Origin of the sequence: Paraburkholderia bryophila, from assembly GCF_003269035.1 — a bacterium.
Classification (GTDB): Bacteria; Pseudomonadota; Gammaproteobacteria; order Burkholderiales; family Burkholderiaceae; genus Paraburkholderia; species Paraburkholderia bryophila.
Map to the genome: position 1 here is coordinate 35,379 of NZ_QLTK01000031.1, position 18,012 is coordinate 53,390.

Genomic DNA, 18,012 nt, shown 5'->3' on the forward strand with positions numbered 1-18,012 from the left:
GGGCCTTTATCGGTACGTTGTCGTCAGGTGCTCAGAAACACATCCGCCAGATTGCCTTCGAGGCCCTGCGCGGAAACCGTGTGGTTGTGTACGCGCCGGTTGGCGAGCGTGACCATGCGTGGCGCGACCAGGTTCAGAATCGGCAGATCGCGGTAAACGATCTGCTGGAACTGCTGATACAGCGCCACGCGTTTGCCTTCGTCGGTTTCCACCGAGGCGGTTTCCAGCAGGCGATCCACTTCCGCATTGCTGTAGTGCGGCGCGTTCGAGAACGGCACGCCGGGGCGAATGTTCTTCGACCAGTAGAGCCGCTGCACGCCCACGCTCGGATCGAATAGCGTATTGACGCCGATGCTGGTGAAGTCGAACTGGCGGTCGGCGTACACGCGCTTCAGAAACGCGGGCAAATCCTGCGAACGCACGGTCACGTCGATCCCCACGCGCGCCAGCGCGGACTTCACGTAGTCGGCCTGGCGGCGGTACAGGTCGCCGTAGGGCAGAAAGTCATGCGTCAGGCCGAAGCGAACGCCGCCGTCCTTGCGCGGATAGCCCGCCGCGTCGAGCAGCGCGTCCGCGGCGGCCGTGTCGAACGCATAGGGGCCAAGTTTTGCGTCGTGATACGGCGAACCCGGCGTGATCGGCGTGGGCGAGAGATCGGCATAGCCGTAGGCGACCGTGCGCTGCACGACTTGCGGATTGATGGCGTGAGCAATCGCCTGGCGCACGCGCAAGTCCTTCAGGATCGGATGGTCGAGATTGAAATCGATCTCGGCCAGCGGTTCGAGAAACTTGTAGCCACGCGTTTCGAGCGCGAGTTGCGGCAATTGCGTGAGACGCGGCAGATCGGTGAGCGGCACCGGGTTCTCGCCGCCCAGATCGAGCGCGCCGGTCTCGAATGCCGCCGAGCGCGCGGCCGCGTCCGGAATGACCTTGAAGACGAGCCCGTCGATATACGGTTTGCCCGCGTCCCAGTAGTCCGGATTGCGTTCGTAGACGATATTGGCGCCACGCGTCCACGATTTGAAACGGAACGGGCCGGTGCCGATCGGCGCGTTGTTGTGCGGATTCGTCAGCGGATCGCCGGATGCGTAAAGGTGCTTCGGCACGATCGGCGATTCGCCCGCCGACAGCGCTTTCAGCAGATAAGGCGCCGGCTTCGACAGTTCGATGACTGCGGTGCGGGCGTCCGGCGTGGCGATGCGCGTCACGTTGGCGAACGTGCTGCGCCCGCGCGGATGCACGGCCTTGAGCAGATCGATCGAAAACGCCACGTCCGCCGACGTGAACGGCTGACCGTCGTGCCATTTGACGTTCTGCCGCAGCGTGAAGCTGTATTTCAGGCCGTCGGGACTGACGTTCCACGCCGTGGCCAATTGCGGCTTCGGCCGCAGATCGAAGTCGTATGCGAGCAAACCTTCCAGCACTTTCGAACTGGCCACGAGCGCGGGCCCCGTCGTCTGGAAGATCGACACGAGCACCGGCGGCTCGGGATTGATCAGCATGTTCAGCGTGCCGCCCCGTTTCGGTGCGGCGGCTTCGCCTTGAGCGCGCGCCAATACCGGCACGCCGGCTGCTGCCAGTGCCGCGCCCGAGGAAATCAGAAAACTACGTCGATTCAGTCCTGCCATGTGATCCTGGTCCTTTCGCCAACACGGCAGACAGCCACCGTGAAATGTCGTGTTCGTCTCGTCGGCCGTGCTACTGCCGCAGCGCTCACGATAAAGCCGCTACCGCGCCAAAAGAACCAATCGTTGCGCATATGCTAAGCAGCGGGTGAAGGAAAGGACCCCGTTGGTCGGGTTGCGCGAGCATGAATTAACTAAGGATCGCCAATCTATTCGACGACCCGGACGCTATCGCTCGAAGTTCGCCACTAGCGCGCCCTACTCGCCTGATTTGCCGATATCCATATCGATTATGGTTGTTTGTTCAATCAGTTCGGCTTGCTTAAGGTGACTTGCCACCTTGCTTCTCGCACCGGCAAATCATCCACGACTTCAATAAAACTGATTTGAACAACCATGAAAAAAATCCTCTTCGCCTTTGGCGTGTCGTCTCTTCTGGCCGGCACGGCCAGTGCTCAAAGCAGCGTCACGCTGTACGGCATCGTGACCGGCAACGTCACGTATTCGAACAATGCGCAAACCGCGGCGACATCGGCCTCGGGCAAACCTAAAGGCGGCGCCCAGGTCGCCCAGCTGGATGGCGGTTCGTCGGGGCTTTCGTCGAGCCGATGGGGTCTCACGGGCGCCGAAGATCTCGGCGGCGGACTGAAGGCGATCTTCAAGCTCGAAAGCGGCTTCAGCGTGAATAGCGGCGCGCTCGGACAAGGCGGCACCGAGTTCGGCCGTCAGGCATGGGTCGGATTCTCGGCCGACAAGTACGGCACGTTCACGCTGGGACGTCAGGCGGATACGTCGGTGGAATTCATCTCGCCGCTGCTGGCCGGCTGGTACTGGGGAAACCTGGCGATCCACCCCGCCGACTACGACAACCTGAACTTCACGCACCGGATCAACAACACGGTCAAGTACCTGTCGGATTCGTTTGGCGGGTTCCGCTTTGGCGCGTTGTATAGCCTGGGTGGCGTGGCCGGGAATGTCACGCAGAATCAGTTCTGGTCGACGGGTTTGAGTTATACCGGCGGCGGATTTGCATTCGCGGCGTCGATCATCAACGCGCGCAATCCGAATTCGTCGCTCTACGGCACGAACGCCAATGCGAGCGCGACCGGCAACAATCTCGGTTCCGCCGGCTCGGCCACCGCGGCGGAGTCCAATCCGGCTATCGCGGGTTTCGCTTCGGCGCATACGCAACAGACGGTGTCGGTCGCGACCACGTACACGGCGGGCGGCGCTATCTTCGGCGCAGCCTATTCGAACACGCAATTCCGCGGACTCGGCTCGAACGCGTCGCTGAATACGCTCAATTACAGCGGCTCGACGACCCTCAGCACGGTTAGTGCGAGCCTGCGCTATCAGGCGACGCCGTACCTGCGCTTCGGCACGTCGTTCGATTACACGCAAGGCGGCAGCGTAGGCAGCAAGGGCAACGCGAAGTACGAGCAATTCAATCTGGGGAGCGCGTATTCGCTCTCGAAGGCGACCGAGTTGTATCTGACGGGCGCGTTCCAGCATGCGAGCGGTACGGATTCGCTGGGGCGTCCCGCCGTCGCGGCGATCGGCTACCTGACACCTTCAGCGACGGACAAGCAGGTGGCGGTATCGGCGGGGCTTAAGCATCTGTTCTGATGCACAGATATGACAGGGCCGGTTGCATCGACGGCCCTGGCTTACCTTGCCGCGCAACCGTGGAACATGCCGTATTCCACCGGTCCCGCGCACTCATTTCATCAATGCACTTTCGGAAAGCCGTGACGCTGCGCAAGCAGGTCGAGAATGCGACGCGTGTCGGTCACGAAACGTTTGTCGCCCAGCACCTGCGCGTCGGCGGGCGCCGGTTGGTCGTCGCCGAAAATCAACGCCGGCAAGCCCTGGTGTTCTTCGTCGAGCGCCTCGATGGCAACCGCGCGCGGACGCGCGAACGGCAAGCGCTGGATATCGAGTTGCGTCGTGCGGCTCGGATCGCTCGCCAGCAATCCTTCGATCGGCGCACCATGTGGGCAAATGAAACGCTCGCCCGGATGCTTCGGATCGGTAAAGCCCGGTTCCAGTAACAACAGCAGATCTCGACTCATGGTTGTCCCGTCGTGGAAGGTAAGTGAAAGAGAGGCCGCGCTGCGTCAGAACAGACGGATGAGACGGGTCCGTGCAGCGGATCAGTATAGGCAGGCAGTACGCGGCGCAAAACCAGCAATTTGAGCTATGGATATTCGCGCGCCGGGATTGACGTGATGCGGCGACAGGCTGGGCGACGCGGGAGCGTCGCCCATTGACTAAGGTGTATTGCGCGGGTTCAGCGGGCCAGTTCGGCTTCGATCGCCGCGACGAGGCGCGGGTCGTCGGCGGTGACGTCGGGAGAGAATCGCCCCACTACGCGGCCGTCGCGACTCACCAGGAATTTTTCGAAATTCCACAGCACGTCCGGCGCCGCGTTGGGTTCGATGCCGTAGCCCTTGAGCCGTTCGCGGAACGGGCCTTCGCCAGTGGCATTGGGCTGCGTGGAAGTCAGCGTGCGGTACAACGGATGCTGGTCGGCGCCGACCACCGAGATCTTCGAGAACAGTGGGAATTTCACGTCGTAGGTACTGGTGCAGAAGGTCTGGATTTCCGCGTCGCTGCCCGGCTCCTGGCCTTTGAAGTTGTTCGCCGGAAAACCCAGCACCTCGAGACCGTCGCCGCGCTTATCTTCGTAGAGCTTTTCCAGGCCTTCGTATTGCGGGGTCAGCCCGCATTTCGAGGCCACGTTCACGACCAGCAGCACCTTGCCTTGAAACGGCTTCAGTGTTTGCGGCGTGCCTTCGATCGACGTGACGGGTACATCGTATAAGGCTTGACTCATGGATCACCTTCGGTTGGTTGAGGGATAGCACACGATACGCCGCTTCTGGATTTTCGGCAGCGCACGGCCGCGCTTCAATAACCTTATTCCTATTGATTGGTTCGCCCGGTTTCGCCGAAACGCTATTGTCGAACGCAAGCTCGCGTCTCGCCCACTCCACCCAAACACAATGAGAGTTCAGTCATGAAACCGCAACGTCCGTCACGCTTCACCGGTCAGCTTCTGCTCGGCGCGATCGCTTCGATCGCCATGGGCTTCAGTACGCTTGCCTTAGCCGGCGTCGCGCTGGATCTGAGTCCGCAGCAGCCGGACCGGATTCGCGTGCAAACCGACCCGGCGGCCGTGAAAGCCGTGTCAGGGCAATTTCGCTTCGTCAAGGACGGCACGCTGACGATCGGCATTCATCCGACCGTCCCGCCCATCAGCACCTATGCGACCGATGCGAAAACCGTAGTCGGTTTCGATGCCGACCTCGCGCAAGTGGTCGCGGATAGTCTGGGCAGAAAACTGGAACTGGTGCCGGTGGCGTGGGCCGACTGGCCGCTCGCGCTGGAGTCCGGCAAGGTGGACGCGGTGTTGTCGAATGTCACGGTGACCGAGGAGCGCAAGCTCAAATTCGATTTTTCCAGCTACCGTCAGGACCAGGTGGGCTTTTACGTGAAGTCCGACAGCCGGATCACGTCGCTGAAGGAACCGAAAGACGTGGCGGGCCTGCGAATCGTCACGGACTCCGGCACCAATCAGGAAAAGATCCTGCTGGCGTGGGACAAGGAGAATGTTGCGCACGGCCTGAAGCCGGTTGCGGTCCAGTACTACGACGACGTTGCCGTGAGAAACCTCGCGCTTCAATCCGGCCGCGCCGACGCCGTGTTCAGCGTCAATGCGACCCAGGCTTATCAGGCCGCGCAGCAAGGCAAGACGAAACTGGTCGGCACGGTCAACGGCGGCTGGCCGCGCACTGCCGAACTCGCCATCGCGACGCGCAAAGGCAGCGGCCTGGCCGATGCGCTCACCGCCTCGCTGAACGATCTGATTGCGTCGGGTACCTACAAGCGCGTGCTGGACCGATGGAATCTCGGCTCAGAGGCGATCGTCCGGTCGGCCACCAACCCGCCGGGTTTGCCGAAGCTCTGAACACGTTCCGCGAGCAGGTGCTCAACGCGCGGCGCCGAGTTTTCGGGCTCGATGTCGCAGGTAGACATTGTTGAAGATCAACGCGAGTCCCGTCGTACAGGCTCCGGCAATTTGCGCGCGCGCCGGCACGACCCCGGTCAGCGACGACAGCACGAACGTCGTGACCGGCAGCACGTCCATGAAGAGCACGCCGTTGAGCGGTGTCAGAATCCGGTTGCCCATATTCCAGAACAGAATCGCAACGAAGCCCGCAACCGGACCCATATACAGCAGGTGCGGCGCGATGGCCCACAGTTGCCCGCCCGTCGGCACGGGCACGACACGCAATGCGAACAGCAAGGCATTGAGCCCGAGGATCGTCGTCAAACCAAGCCATAAGGTCACGGTGGTGTACTTGAGCGCCGACCAGCTTTTGAAACGCGACGCGCTGAACGTGTAGATCACCCAGCAGAGCGCGCCGATCAGAATCAGGCCGTTCGCCGAATAGTGCTGCGGTTCGTGCAGCGCCGTCACGATATCGCCCTTCGTGACCACCAGCGAGACGCCGACGAACGACATCAGAATGAAGAGCAACGTCACCACGGGCGGCATGCTTTTGCGGACCAGCGAATTCAGCAGCAAGCCCATCATCGGCTGGGTCGCCATCATGATCGACGCGGTCAGCGCACCTTGCGGGCCGGCCAGTTGCTGACCGAGAAACACGAACGAGCCGAAGCCGCAAAATCCCACCGAACCGAGCAGCCACGCCAGTGCAAGCGACTCGCCGTTCGGCCGCCATGCGCCCTTGCCTTCTCTCGCGACCCATAGCGCGAAAAACGCCACACCCGCGATCAGATAGCGCAGCGACGTAAAGGTGAACGGATCGACATGCGTCAACGCGTCCGTCATCACGGGAAACATCATGCCCATCAATACGGTAGCCGCGACGCAGAGCAGTACGCCTTTGCCGTACGCGCCGTGAACCGGCAGATGGGCGGCAGTCGCGGCGCCGGCACGACCGGCGGTGATGGTCGATAATCCAGTCGGCTCATTCATGAATGATCGTTCCAGAAATGGAGAAAAAAATTCAGAGCAGCGCGCGCATCGTCATTTCAACGACCGGCACGAGATCTCTCTCGTGGAAATTCGCTTTGCCCAGCACGCGAAAACCTTGAATCACGCACAACAGGAAGGTGCTGACGGCCTGTTCGTCGAGCGTGCAACTGAACTCTCCGGCTTGCTGGCCGCGCGCCACCGCAGCGGCAAGGTGCGCCGCGATCCGCCGCAGGGTGGTTTCGATATGCGGACGTAGCGCTTCATCCGCAGGCAGCAGTTCGATGACGGCGTTCGTGATGAAACAGCCGTGCCGCTGCGACAGTTTCGCGGACACCCTGGTGTAGTGAAGCAAGGCCTGACGCAACGCCTCTTGCGGCGACTCTGCCGCTTCCAGCCGCTCTTTCACGCGCGCGACCGCCCCATCCGCATATTGACCGAACGCCGCGACGAGCAACCCATGCTTGTCCCCGAACGCGCTGTAAAGACTCGCGCGGAACAGCCCCGTGGATTTGCACAACGTCTCGATCGACGTAGCGTGATAGCCCTGCTCCCAGAAGACCCGGCCGGCCGCTCGCGTGACTTCGTCGATATCGAATTCGCGCGGGCGTCCACGCTCGGCGGAAGCGGACGAAGAAGGCATGGGCGAGGTAGGTCGTGGCATGGTGTCTGGATATTAAGACTGATCGTTCCACAAAGCAAGCAGGCTTTGAGAACACGCATCGCCGCTCTTTCCATTCCCCTCCATAACGTAAATACGAAACCCCGATAACGATTGGACGAATGGTTATTGGCTCGCGCGACGGCCCATTCCTATACTCGATTCCGGTCAGCACTCACCCACTGCGAGTGCCAGAAAACCTCAACCCCGGAAATCGATCCATGAGCCTACGTCCATTGCATGACCGTCTGATCGTCAAGCGTCTCGATCAGGAAACCAAGACCGCGTCGGGAATCGTGATTCCCGAAAGCGCTGCGGAAAAGCCCGATCAGGGCGAAGTGATCGCCATCGGTCCGGGCAAGCGCGATAACGACGGCAAGCGCATCGAGCCTGACCTGAAGGTCGGCGAGCGCGTGCTGTTCGGCAAATACGCGGGACAGTCCGTCAAGGTGGACGGCACCGAGTTGCTGGTGCTGCGTGAAGAAGACGTGGTCGCCGTCGTCACTCAATAAGGAGCTTCGAACATGGCAGCAAAAGAAATTATTTTTAGCGATGTGGCGCGTTCGAAACTGGTCGAAGGCGTGAACATTCTCGCCAACGCGGTCAAGGTGACGCTCGGGCCGAAGGGGCGCAACGTTGTGCTGGAGCGTAGCTTCGGCTCGCCGGTCGTAACCAAGGACGGCGTTTCGGTCGCCAGGGAAATCGAGTTGCAGGACCGCGTGCAGAACATCGGCGCGCAACTGGTGAAGGAAGTCGCCTCGCGCACCAGCGACGCCGCCGGCGACGGCACCACCACCGCGACCGTGCTCGCCCAGGCGATCGTGCGTGAAGGACAGAAGTACGTCGCGGCCGGCCTGAATCCGCTCGATCTGAAGCGCGGCATCGACAAGGCGGTCGTAGCCGCCATCGACGAATTGAAGAAGATCAGCAAGCCGACCACCACCAGCAAGGAAATCGCCCAGGTCGCGACGATCTCGGCGAACGGCGAGGAGTCGATCGGTCAGCGGATCGCGGAAGCGATCGACCGGGTCGGCAAGGAAGGCGTGATCACGGTGGAAGACGGCAAGTCGCTCGACGACGAACTGGACGTGGTGGAAGGCCTGCAATTCGATCGGGGCTACCTGTCGCCGTATTTCATCAATGATCAGGACAAGCAGGTCGCGGTGCTCGACAATCCGTACATCCTGCTGCACGACAAGAAGGTCTCGAACATTCGCGATCTGCTGCCGGTGCTGGAACAGGTCGCCAAAGCGGGCCGCCCGCTGCTGATCATCGCGGAAGACGTGGAAGGCGAAGCGCTCGCCACGCTGGTCGTGAACAATTTGCGCGGCATTCTCAAGACCGTGGCCGTCAAGGCGCCGGGCTTCGGCGACCGCCGCAAGGCGCTGCTGGAAGACATCGCGATTCTGACCGGCGGCCAGGTGATTGCCGAGGAAACCGGCCTGTCGCTGGAAAAAGCCACGCTCGCCGAACTGGGTCAGGCAAAACGCATTGAGGTCGGCAAGGAAAACACCACGGTGATCGACGGCGCCGGCGACGGTAAGAACATCGAGGCGCGAGTGAAGCAGATTCGCACGCAGATCGAAGAGGCCAGCTCGGACTACGACCGCGAGAAACTGCAGGAACGGGTAGCGAAACTGGCGGGCGGCGTGGCCGTGATCAAGGTGGGCGGCGCCACGGAGATCGAGGTCAAGGAGAAGAAAGACCGCGTCGACGACGCGCTGCACGCCACGCGCGCGGCCGTTGAGGAAGGCATCGTGCCGGGCGGCGGCGTCGCGTTGATCCGCGTGAAAAAAGCGATCAGCGGCCTCAAAGGCGCGAACGCGGATCAGGACGCCGGTATCAAGATCGTGCTGCGTGCGCTGGAAGAACCGCTGCGTCAGATCGTGACGAATGCGGGCGAGGAAGCCAGCGTGGTGGTCGCAAGAGTCGCGGAAGGCAGCGGCAATTTCGGCTACAACGCACAAACCGGCGAGTACGGCGATCTGGTCGAATCCGGCGTGCTCGATCCGACCAAGGTCACTCGCACGGCGCTGCAAAACGCGGCTTCCGTCGCCTCGTTGCTGCTGACGACCGACGCGACCGTGCACGAAGCGCCCAAAGCGGCGGCGCCTGCCGCGCCGGCAGGTGGACCGGGTGCGGGTGGGCCGGGCTTCGATTTCTAAAGGCTGGGGGTTACAACCGGCGCAAGTGCTATGCGTAGGCCACGACCGTGCCGCGCGGCGCGTGCGCCGGTCTTCCTAGCTCACGTCATGCCTGAGTCCGGTGTGCTCGTAACTCTCACCGAAACACCCGCGCCACCTCAAGGAGCAAACGATGAGCGAGAACAAACGGCAGATCAAGCTAGGCGCGTTTCTGATGGAGACCGGCCACCATATCGCCGCATGGCGACACCCCGACGCTCAGGCAGACGGGGGGCTTAACTTCGAACACTATGCGCAAGTCGCGCGCATTGCCGAACAGGCCAAATTCGACGCGATCTTTTTCGCCGACAGCGTCAGCGTGCGCGATACCAATCTCGCTTCGCTATCGCGCACCGCGCGCGCGGATCACTTCGAACCGCTGACATTGCTGTCCGCGCTGTCGGTAGTCACGCGCAATATCGGCCTGATCGCGACGGTGTCGACCACCTTCAACGAGCCCTACAACCTCGCGCGCAAGTTTGCGTCGCTCGATCATCTGAGCGGCGGACGCTCGGGCTGGAATCTCGTGACGTCGAGCACGGAATCGGAGGCGCTGAACTTCAGCTTCGAGCAGCATCCCGAGCATGCGGTGCGTTATGAGCGCGCGAAAGAGTTCTACGACGTGGTCGCGGGTCTGTGGGATAGCTGGGAAGACGATGCTTTCTCGCGCGACAAGCAGAGCGGCGTCTATTTCGATCCGGACAAACTGCACGTGCTCAACCATCGCGGCAAGCATTTCAAGGTGCGTGGCCCGTTGAACGTTGCGCGCTCGCCGCAGGGCTGGCCAGTGGTCGTGCAGGCGGGTGCATCGGATGCCGGGAAGGAACTTGCCGCTCAAACTGCCGAAGTGATTTTCGTGGCGCATCAAACGCTGGAGGAAGCGCAGATCTTCTATCGGGACATCAAGAGCCGGCTCGCGCGCTACGGGCGGCAACCGGATCATCTGAAGATCATGCCCGGCATTTTTCCGGTGATCGGCAAAACCGAAGCCGAGGCGCGTGCGAAATTTGAATCGTTGCAGGAACTGATTCATCCCACGGTCGGGTTGGCGTTGCTGTCGGCTATGTCGGGTGGCGTGGACCTGTCCGGCTATCCGCTCGACGGGCCGGTTCCCGAACTACCGGAAACCAACGGCGGCAAAAGCCGTCAGCGTTTGCTGCTGGACCTGGCGCGGCGCGAGAACCTGACGATCCGCGAGCTGTATCTGCGGATTGCGGGCGCGCGTGGACATCAGCAGGTGGTCGGCACGCCAGAGAGCATTGCGGACCAATTGCAGCAATGGTTCGAGGAAGAAGGCGCGGATGGCTTCAACATCATGTCGCCGTGGCTGCCTGGTGGGCTGAGTGAATTTGCTGAACTGGTGGTGCCGGAGTTGCAGCGGCGGGGGCTGTTCAGGACCGCGTACGAGGGGCGAACGCTGCGGGAAAATCTGGGGCTGCCGCGGCCGGTGAATCGGTATGTTCGGATTGAACCGGAGCAACGCTCGCCGGTAGCGGCGCATTAGTCGTATCGCCTCGACGGCGCGACAAACGCCGTCCATCTCCCTGCCAAACTGTGATCGTCGCCATGCGACAAACGCGCTCACGTGCATTGACCTTTCTTCTCTAGCCACCCTTAGCCCCCTCAACGGATATCAGTGCGTCATCTCGATCCCCGTCATTGACAACGATTTTCATTACGGATAACTTACGAGACATAGCCGCGCGAAAACATTCTCTACTTCATTATCAATAGGAATCCGGATGATTGTTGAACTGAATCGGCAAGAAATCGAACAGGTCTCCGGCGCCGGCTTGGCCGGAGCAGTGGCCGGCACCGTCGGAGGAACAGTCGCAGGGCAAGCAATCGGCCCAGAAGTCGGAGCAGGATTTGGCGCGGCGGTTGGATCATTCCTCCCTGGCATCGGCACTTTGGGCGGCGCAATTATTGGAGCCGGCGTCGGTACCATGTATGGGGGCCTGGCGGGCGGAGCGGCGGGCGCTTACGTATTGGACAAACTTCAGGATCACGGGTGGGGATACTTCTTCTCCAATGGGGCACCGACGTTCAATGACCTTTTGCAGTTCACCGATCAGCTTCAATAAACCTCCTGACTAAAGCACGCCAAGTCTTGACAATAACTGGAATTGGCGTGTAAGTATTTCGATGCTATCCACCAGAAAATTTCTAGAACAATTCATTGCGTTTTCCGCTCTATTCATGGCGGTGATCATATCCATGTTTTTTTTACTGGTTAAAGATTACGCTGTAGAGTATGTCGCCGGAAGCGCTTCGTGTCTGATTGGAATTATGTTGATGAAGAAAATTGCATCAACGAAATGGCCCGGATTTCTTGATGTCCCGTGGTACAAAACCGCCCTGCCGATTTACGGTGCGATTTTCGGGCTGGCGCTGTCGCTATTGGGAGTTTTATCCAAAATTAATGGCGGCAGCGCCGCCATTGCATTTGCCTTACCCGCCTCGCTCGGAACTGCGTTGTACGATTACGCCAAAATTATTCATGAAGAAGGTGTTGGGAAATAGTAGGCGCAATTGATATCTCAATGAGCCCCCGCAGCCAACTTTTCCGCAATAAAGCAATCGAGGCCCAGCGCACGTCGATTCGGCACGTTCACCGAACTGCTGAACACACAAACCGCGCTTGCCGACGCGCAGAAACAGCGCGTTCTTGCCGCGTCGAAGTGGCGCACCGCGCGTCTCAGGCTTGCCGCGAGCCTCGGCAAACTCGGCTTGTAGATATCGAGGCCGCAAACGGTTCGCCTTACGTCTGCGCTGGCCGACCGTCTACATCTTGCCCATACCGTGACGCTCGGCCCCGCCATTCTCAGATGAATTGGAGCCGCTGTCCGCAACGGCGATCGACGAGATCGCCTCGAAAAGCGCGACCACAAACACCATCGCGCAGATCGCACCGGCCGCGGCAAACCGGAACGTAAGCGTCTGAAAATACGCATCGGGCACGCCGAAAACAAAGATCGATACCAGCGCGCCCAACTGGATGGCAACCGCCGACATCGATGCCGTCACCAGACAGGAGCGCAACCTGACGGTAGTGGAAAGCTTCATGTGATGCCGCCTGAAAAGCAAAACGCGACGAGCGTTGCGCGCGCAACCAACCGTCCCGAACGACGAAACCGTCCGGGGCAGCGCAGTGCGCAAAGCAACCGACGTTGCAGCGTATCAAGCGAACCTTAATGGAACCTGATGCGGCATCGATCTTCGCCGCATCGGGCCCGGCAATCAGAAGCGAAACGCCCTAAGCCCCACGCGGACGCTTCACGCGCGCCCGCAGCGCCTCGATTTCATCCAGCAGATCGAGCGCAAGCGCGATGCCGGGCGGGTTGATCTCCAGATCGTGCGCGAGGCGCTGCGCGGTCTGCACGCGCCTTAACGCGACGCCGCTGAAACGCCATTCCTCGGGCCGTTCGCCCGCGGGTTCGAACACGCCTTCGGAGACCCACAGCGTCATCTCTTCCGCCGACGCCCCGCTCACCCGGCACAACTCGACCAGCGTGAACTCGACGTTTTCATCGACGATCTGGCCTTCCATGTAAGTCGTCACGGTGGTCTCCTTCACGATGATGATCCATAAAAGTGCGCGCGCGGATCGAACTGGGAAGATCGACGCAGCGTCTCGTAAGCGGCCTTCGCGGCGTCGCTATCGGCGGGCGGCAGCACGAGATTCAGAACCACGTACAGATCGCCCGGCGGGTTGGCGGGAATCCCCTTGCCTCGCAGCCTGAGGCGCCGGCCACCGGCCGAGCCGGCCGGCACGGTCATCTCGACAGAGCCGTCGACGGTCGGCACCGTGACTTGCGCGCCGAGCGCCGCTTCCCACGGCGCGACCGGCAACTCGATCGACACGTCGCGGCCATCCACACGAAAACGCGGATGCTCGCGGAAGCCCACTTCGAGGTAAAGATCGCCAGCGTTTTCAGGCGTCGAGCCGGGACCGCCCTGACCCGCCAGCCGCAGATGCTGCCCCGCGCGAATCCCTTTGGGGATGGCAATGTCGAGCGTGCGCGTTTGCAGCGTGACATGGCCTTGCGCGTCGAGCACCGGCATCTGTAGGGAAATAGAGCGCTGCGCGCCGCGATAGGCGTCTTCGAGATCGATCAGCACCTTGGCGTGATGGTCTTCACCGCGCATGTCGAATGCCTGGCGCTGCGCCTGTGCCCCGTGTCGCCCCTGTGGGCCGTGCGCGCCGGCACCGCCGAACATCTGCTCGAAGAACGAATGAAAATCGGCTTGTGCGCCGGCTTCGTCGCCCGCACCGCTGCCGTTACCGCCGCCACGGAATTCAAAGCCTTCGTCCCAGTTCGGCGGCGGCTGAAACTCCTGACCATTGCGCCATTCGCTGCCCATGCGATCGTAGGCAGCGCGTTTTTCCGGGTCCTTGAGCACTTCGTAGGCTTCGCCCAGTTCCTTGAAGCGCTCTTCGGCGTCGGCCTCCTTGCTGACGTCCGGATGAAACTTGCGCGCGAGCTTGCGGTACGAGCGTTTGATGTCGTCCTGGGACGCGCTGCGCTCGAGAGCGAGCACCTCGTAATAGTCCTTGTATTTCATCCTGGCGGCAGCTCCTTGAGGTCAGGAAGCAGCGGCGCGGCGTCTGCGCACCGCACGGCAGTCACCGTTTTACTTTATACCAATCTGGGCCGCCCGCCAGTGGCGCGGCCCACACGCAAACCGCCCTGCCGGCGGCAAGCGGTCAGTCAAATGCCGGGCAGCACCGGATACGGCTCCGTATGGTCCTCGACCCGCTTCACGCCCGGAATACCTTCGGCTGCTACCCGCACCGCTTCGACCGCCTCCATTGAATGGAAAGCGCCCCACAGGTGAATCACGCCGTCCGTCACGACGACGTTGCGCCCCGCGAAGGCCCACGTATGGCCGGCCAGCTCGCCCAGCAGCATCGCGCGGATCTCGCGGTCGGAGAAGACTGTATCCGGCGCCGGTTCTTCGGGCAGGCTCGCCAGCGCCTGAACCAGGTTGGCGCGGCTGACAATGCCCGTCAGCTGGCCGCCTTTGGTAACCGGCACGCGTTTGATGCGCCGCGTTTCGAGCAGGTTGGCGATTTCACCGAGCGGCGTGTCTTCGTCGACGGAAACGACCGGGGTCGACATGATGTCCCGCACATGCAAGGCGTGCGACTTGACGTAGCCGCGCGCGTCGTCGTTGGTGGAGAACAGTTTGAGCCATGACGAGCGACGGCGCTGTTCGGTGCCGATCTCCACGCGGTGTATCAGGTCGCCTTCGCTGACCATGCCGATCAACCGGCCGGCTGCATCGACCACGGGCGCGCCGCTGATCTTGCGCTCCACGAAAATGCGCGCGACCTCGCGCACGGTCATATCGGGTTTGACGGCAATGACGCTGGTGGTCATCACATCGGCTGCGCGCATGATGAATCTCCCTGACGGTTGGGTTAGTGGCCGGCCGCACGGACACGCCTCCGTGCGAGCCATTGCCGCATGAAGTGCGGCACTCATGTGCTGCCTCCGTGGTACGCGATGAGCAATGAGTCTGCAGGACGTGGTGCCACGACGAACTGGCCGAACGCGGCCGCAAAACAGGCCGTGAAAACAGGCCGTGAAAACAGGCCTTAAAACCCGTTCGCCATCCAGCACTGCAAACCACGCCCGCGACACATCCGACTTTAAGCTCGCCCGCGCCCCGTCCATTGACGTGTATCAAGCGATCCCATGGCCTGCACAAGTCGCGCTTGCCGCGACCGTTGCTTGATCCAACGCAACCGCGCCGGCGCGGGCCGCGCGTATGTTGAGCCGACGTCCGCTGTCCGTATTGGGGGCATGGCGGCGCTTATCGAAAGGACCTCCCTCGTGCAAAAAAACAATCCGCTTCACGCTGCAACTCGCCACGCCGGCCCCACCCTCGACGGATCCGACCGACTCGCCGACGCGGCCGACGGCCAGTTCTATCTGGTCGGCGGCGGCATCGCCGCGATGGCGGCCGCGGCCTTCCTGATTCGCGACGGACGCGTGCGCGGCCGCGACATCACGATTCTGGAAGCGCTCGACAAACCCGGCGGCAGCCTCGACGGCGCGGGCACGGCGCAAAGCGGCTACGTGGTGCGCGGCGGGCGCATGCTCGAAAGCAAGTATCTGTGCACCTACGATCTGTTCTCGTCGATCCCCACGCTCGACGACAGCAAGAGCGTCACCCAGGAAATCTTCGACTGGAACGAGACGATCCGCACGTCGTCGACCTCGCGCCTCGTCAGGAACGGCCGGCGCGAAGCCGCCCCCGCGTACGGACTCGACGAAAAACATCTGCTCACGCTGGGCCGTCTGTCGATCGAGCCGGAAGGGATGCTCGCCGACAGCCGGATTGCCGACCACTTCGACGCCTCGTTCTTCGAGACCAATTTCTGGCTGATGTGGTGTACGACGTTCGCGTTCCAGCCGTGGCACAGCGCGGTCGAATTCCGCCGCTATCTGCTGCGTTTCGCGCATATGTCGGCGGGCTTCAACCAGTTGCACGGCATCATGCGCACGGTCTACAACCAGTACGATTCGATGGTGCTGCCGCTGCGCCGCTGGCTCGACGATCACGGCGTCGTCTTCGAAGCGGACACCTGCGTGACCGATCTGCGGGTCGACGAAACGGACCCGCTCAATCGCGTGCGCGGGCTGGTCTGCGAAACCGCGCAGCGGCGTTTCGAGTTGCCGGTCGGCCCTGCCGACAAGGTGATCGTCACACTCGGGTCGATGACCGCGGCGTCGAGTCTGGGCGGCATGGATCGCCCCGCGCCGCTGAACACGGTCGACAGCACCGGCGCCTGGCGTCTGTGGAAAAACATCGCCGCCGGCCGGCCCGAGTTCGGCCGCCCCGGCGTGTTCGCGGACCACACCGACGCATCGAAATGGCTCTCTTTCACCGTGACGCTGCGCGATCCGACGCTGTTCCGGCTGATCCGCGACCTGACCGGCAACGTGCCGGGCGAAGGCGGCCTGATCACGTTTCCGGAGTCGAGCTGGCTGGCGTCGATCGTGTTGCCGCATCAGCCGCATTTCATCGGCCAGCCTGCCGACGTGCAGGTGTTGTGGGGCTATGGCCTGCGCGTGGACGAACCCGGCGATTTTGTCGGCAAACCGATGCACGCCTGCACCGGCCGCGAAATCCTCACGGAGCTGCTCGGTCATCTGCGGATCGACGCCGAGGCGGCGCGTATTCTCGATCACGCCAATTGCATTCCGTGCATGATGCCGTTCATTACGAGCCAGTTCCTGCCGCGCAAACACGGCGACCGGCCGGCCGTGACGCCAGCCGGCTGGCGCAATCTCGCCTTCATCGGACAGTTCTGCGAGTTGCCCGACGATGTGGTGTTCACCGTGGAGTATTCGGTGCGCTCGGCGCAGAACGCCGCGTACGCGTTGCTCGATCTCGATCGTGCGGCGCCGGCGGTCTACAAGGGGCAGCACGACCCGCGGGTCGTGCGCCAGGCGTTTTCGTCGCTGCGGGATCGGACGTAACGGCGATGACCGCTCGCGCACGAATCGCAGCCTGCCCCACGCCAGCCACGCCAGCCACGCCAGCGCGGCGTTGATCTGCATCAACGCCGCGCCGCCTCGCGCTCATAGACTCATGGCACGCGCCAGTGCGTTGTCCGTTCACTTTCGGAGCATTGCCATGAGCTACAGAACCCTCGTCGTTCATCTCGATACGAGTCTGCGCGCGCATCCGCGTCTCGAACTCGCTATTGCCCTTGCCCGACAGTTCGGCGCGCATCTGACCGGCGTGTTTGCGCTGTACACCCCGAATCCGCGTTCGCTCGACGTGATGTCCGGCACGTCCGGCTACTTCGAGGCGCATATGCAGTTGCGCGCCGAGCGGCGCGGCGCGCTCGAACGGCTCTTTCATGCGGAGCTGAAGCGCGCTCAGGTGCCGGGCGAATGGGTCGCCACCGATCAGGCGGCCACATTCGCGGTGCCGCGACTGGGCCGTTGCGCGGACCTGATCATCGCCGGTCAGGACGATCCCGAGGATCCGGAAGCGTACGTCGGTGACAATTTCGCGGCCAATCTCGTGCTGTCCGCCGGTCGTCCGGTGCTGCTCGTGCCATACGCAGGCAGCGTCGAGCCGGCCGGGACACATGTGATGGTCGCTTGGGACGGCAGCCGCGAAGCCGCCCGCGCGGTTCACGACGCGCTGCCGTTCATACGCGCGGCCACGCGCATCACGGTCGTGGCGGTGAACGCCGCGCACCGCGACACGACGACGCGGATTCCGGCAGCCGACATTGCGATGGCGATTGCTCGCCATGGCGTCCACGTCGAGACCCGCGACATCACGGTCGACCCGGAGGCGTCGATCGGCGATACGCTGTTGTCGGAGGCGGCCGGACTCGGCGCGGACCTGCTGGTGATGGGCGGCTATGGCCATACGCGCTGGCTGGAACTGGTGCTGGGCGGTGCGACCCGTACCGTGATGCAGTCGATGACCTTGCCGGTGCTGCTGTCGCATTGACGAGCCGACGAGCTGCATCGCCATACCGGCCGCACTGGTACGAATCGCGCAAAT

General features: G+C 62.3%; 18 protein-coding genes. 9 read left to right on the plus strand and 9 right to left on the minus strand.

The window, feature by feature from the left end:
* Positions 1-23 precede the first annotated feature (23 nt).
* A complete protein-coding gene (locus BX591_RS30000; protein WP_111934942.1) occupies positions 24-1,628 on the minus strand; it encodes an ABC transporter substrate-binding protein in 1,605 nt (534 codons plus the stop codon).
* Positions 1,629-2,021: 393 nt separating this feature from the next.
* Between BX591_RS30000 and BX591_RS30005 the strand changes: the two genes are divergently transcribed.
* A complete protein-coding gene (locus BX591_RS30005) occupies positions 2,022-3,251 on the plus strand; it encodes a porin (RefSeq protein WP_111934943.1) in 1,230 nt (409 codons plus the stop codon).
* A gap of 101 nt (positions 3,252-3,352) precedes the next feature.
* Here the strand turns inward: BX591_RS30005 and BX591_RS30010 are convergent, their stop codons facing one another.
* On the minus strand, positions 3,353-3,697 hold the full coding sequence (locus tag BX591_RS30010; protein WP_111934944.1) for a DUF3088 domain-containing protein: 345 nt from the start codon (positions 3,695-3,697) through the stop codon (positions 3,353-3,355).
* Positions 3,698-3,915: 218 nt separating this feature from the next.
* A complete protein-coding gene (locus tag BX591_RS30015) occupies positions 3,916-4,461 on the minus strand; it encodes a glutathione peroxidase (RefSeq protein ID WP_111934945.1) in 546 nt (181 codons plus the stop codon).
* 249 nt (positions 4,462-4,710) lie between these two features.
* On the opposite strand from BX591_RS30015, the gene BX591_RS30020 reads away from it, so the two are divergent.
* Positions 4,711-5,595, plus strand: coding sequence for an ABC transporter substrate-binding protein (locus BX591_RS30020; RefSeq protein WP_244147168.1), 885 nt, complete (start codon positions 4,711-4,713; stop codon positions 5,593-5,595).
* 21 nt (positions 5,596-5,616) lie between these two features.
* Here BX591_RS30020 and BX591_RS30025 read toward each other — a convergent pair whose 3' ends face one another.
* Positions 5,617-6,630: a DMT family transporter gene (locus BX591_RS30025; RefSeq protein ID WP_111934947.1), complete on the minus strand. Its 1,014-nt coding sequence runs from the start codon at positions 6,628-6,630 to the stop codon at positions 5,617-5,619.
* Between the two features lie 31 nt (positions 6,631-6,661).
* Positions 6,662-7,270, minus strand: a complete 609-nt coding sequence (locus tag BX591_RS30030) for a TetR/AcrR family transcriptional regulator (RefSeq protein WP_244147164.1) — start codon at positions 7,268-7,270, stop codon at positions 6,662-6,664.
* A 239-nt stretch (positions 7,271-7,509) separates the two neighbouring features.
* Between BX591_RS30030 and BX591_RS30035 the strand changes: the two genes are divergently transcribed.
* The 5 genes from BX591_RS30035 to BX591_RS30055 all read left to right on the plus strand — a co-directional run bounded on the left by BX591_RS30035 (position 7,510) and on the right by BX591_RS30055 (position 11,994).
* Positions 7,510-7,800, plus strand: coding sequence for a co-chaperone GroES (locus BX591_RS30035; protein WP_111934949.1), 291 nt, complete (start codon positions 7,510-7,512; stop codon positions 7,798-7,800).
* Positions 7,801-7,812: 12 nt separating this feature from the next.
* Positions 7,813-9,453 (plus strand): chaperonin GroEL, encoded by a 1,641-nt coding sequence (groL, locus tag BX591_RS30040; RefSeq protein ID WP_111934950.1) that lies wholly within the window; start codon positions 7,813-7,815, stop codon positions 9,451-9,453.
* Between the two features lie 151 nt (positions 9,454-9,604).
* On the plus strand, positions 9,605-10,975 hold the full coding sequence (locus tag BX591_RS30045; RefSeq protein WP_111934951.1) for an LLM class flavin-dependent oxidoreductase: 1,371 nt from the start codon (positions 9,605-9,607) through the stop codon (positions 10,973-10,975).
* A 238-nt stretch (positions 10,976-11,213) separates the two neighbouring features.
* Positions 11,214-11,555, plus strand: coding sequence for a hypothetical protein (locus tag BX591_RS30050; RefSeq protein WP_111934952.1), 342 nt, complete (start codon positions 11,214-11,216; stop codon positions 11,553-11,555).
* 115 nt (positions 11,556-11,670) lie between these two features.
* Positions 11,671-11,994, plus strand: a complete 324-nt coding sequence (locus BX591_RS30055; protein ID WP_146749831.1) for a hypothetical protein — start codon at positions 11,671-11,673, stop codon at positions 11,992-11,994.
* Between the two features lie 261 nt (positions 11,995-12,255).
* On the opposite strand, the gene BX591_RS30060 is transcribed toward BX591_RS30055, so the two are convergent.
* From BX591_RS30060 to BX591_RS30075, 4 genes are all read right to left on the minus strand, one after another.
* Complete coding sequence (locus BX591_RS30060) at positions 12,256-12,537, minus strand: hypothetical protein (RefSeq protein ID WP_146749832.1); 282 nt, start codon at positions 12,535-12,537, stop codon at positions 12,256-12,258.
* A 190-nt stretch (positions 12,538-12,727) separates the two neighbouring features.
* Entirely contained in the window at positions 12,728-13,057 is a 330-nt protein-coding gene (locus BX591_RS30065; protein ID WP_111934955.1) for a chaperone modulator CbpM, read from the minus strand.
* Positions 13,045-14,037 carry a DnaJ C-terminal domain-containing protein gene (locus BX591_RS30070; protein WP_111934956.1) on the minus strand — a complete coding sequence of 331 codons (993 nt, stop codon included), beginning with the start codon at positions 14,035-14,037 and terminating at the stop codon, positions 13,045-13,047. The genes BX591_RS30065 and BX591_RS30070 overlap by 13 nt, the downstream gene beginning before the upstream one ends.
* 146 nt (positions 14,038-14,183) lie before the next feature.
* Positions 14,184-14,873, minus strand: coding sequence for a CBS domain-containing protein (locus tag BX591_RS30075; RefSeq protein WP_111934957.1), 690 nt, complete (start codon positions 14,871-14,873; stop codon positions 14,184-14,186).
* 300 nt (positions 14,874-15,173) lie between these two features.
* Between BX591_RS30075 and BX591_RS30080 the strand changes: the two genes are divergently transcribed.
* Both BX591_RS30080 and BX591_RS30085 read left to right on the plus strand, forming a co-directional pair.
* The gene (locus BX591_RS30080; RefSeq protein ID WP_420849437.1) at positions 15,174-16,964 is read left to right on the plus strand and encodes an oleate hydratase; all 1,791 of its coding nucleotides are present in this window, start codon (positions 15,174-15,176) and stop codon (positions 16,962-16,964) included.
* A 157-nt stretch (positions 16,965-17,121) separates the two neighbouring features.
* Positions 17,122-17,958: a universal stress protein gene (locus BX591_RS30085; protein WP_111934959.1), complete on the plus strand. Its 837-nt coding sequence runs from the start codon at positions 17,122-17,124 to the stop codon at positions 17,956-17,958.
* Positions 17,959-18,012: the final 54 nt, after the last annotated feature.